Origin of the sequence: Holdemania sp. 1001095H_141210_F2 (assembly GCF_015558105.1) — a bacterium.
Taxonomy (GTDB): Bacteria; Bacillota_I; Bacilli_A; order Erysipelotrichales; family Erysipelotrichaceae; genus Holdemania.
On sequence record NZ_JADNPO010000064.1, the window covers coordinates 1 to 1,317 of the forward strand.

The 1,317-nt window shown below is 48.9% G+C and carries 1 protein-coding gene; it reads left to right on the plus strand.

Going from position 1 to position 1,317, the window contains the following annotated elements; all coding sequences use genetic code 11:
- Nucleotides 1–1,317, plus strand: a 1,317-nt coding sequence (locus I2G61_RS16250) for a hypothetical protein (RefSeq protein WP_195548476.1), incomplete at both ends; no start/stop codon positions are given.

Below are 1,317 nucleotides of genomic sequence, written 5' to 3' on the forward strand. Positions count from 1 at the left end.
CAGGTTGTCCGGGACGCCAAAACGATCAAGTATGAATATGACGCCTATGGCAACCGTACCAAGATTGTCTATCCGGATAATACGTCGATCAGCTACCAATACGATCTGTCCGGCAGAATGACCAAAACCGTCAACGCTTCACATTATTCTAACTATGAATATGACGCGCTGGGACGGATGACCAAGGAGTGGATGTGCAACAACGTCGTCATCACCAAGAGCTATGACAACAACGGCAACCTGTTGACCCAACTGACCAAGCTGGGCACACGGACTCTGAGTTCTTATACGTACGTCTACAACGACATCAACAGCGTCATTCAGGAAACAGAGATTCTGAATGGAACGACAACGGTCAAGGATTACAGCTACAATGAGAACGACGAGCTGATCAAAACGGTGAAAAAGCAGGGAAGCAGCACCACAACGACCGAGTATGTGATCACGCTGACCGGCAACAAGACGGAAGTCACGGAAGGACAGGTGACCTACCGGGCAACTTATGACGACTTCAACCGGATCAAGACGTATTATGATGGCACTTATCATATTACCTATGCTTATGACGCCAATGGCAACCGGATCCGGGAAGGCCGCGACGACAACACGGTCAAGGAATACACATACAACAAGCTGAACCAGTTAATTAGCGTGAAGGATTTCGACGGAACTGTAACAACGTATGCGTATGATGGAGCGGGGAACCGGATTCGTCAGACCGCAGACCGTACGAATACCGTCGCTAAGACCTCGCCAGCGGCACTTTCTGACAGCATTGACACATTTATCCAACAGCTGAAGCAAACCCCGTCAGAAGCACTGGAAACGCACCAGACAGAGAATAAAGTCCAAACCCGGGCTGTGACGGGCAATACAACGACGATTGATTACCTGAACGACGAATTAGCGGAGTATCCGGTAGTGTTAGTGAAGACGCAGGACAAGGCCGCAACGAAGTACTGGTATGGCAATGAAAGATTGTGTACGAACGAAGATTTCTATTTGTACGACGGACAAGGAAGCGTTACAATCTTGTTAAGCGGATACAACAGTATCTTATCGACGTACAGCTACAGCGATTATGGAAGAAGGGATAAGAAGTACAATCCATTCACCAGCGGCAGCGATGAATACGGATATCGTTCGGAAGCGCACAACAGCGATGAGACTCAGTATCTGCGGGCACGGTATTATGACACAGTGACGGAGTTGTTTATCAGCGCCGACGGCTATCGCGGCAACTGGCAGGATCCGTTAAGTCAGAACCGGTATAACTATGGCAGAAACAACCCGAACAAGTACTTTGACCCAACCGGA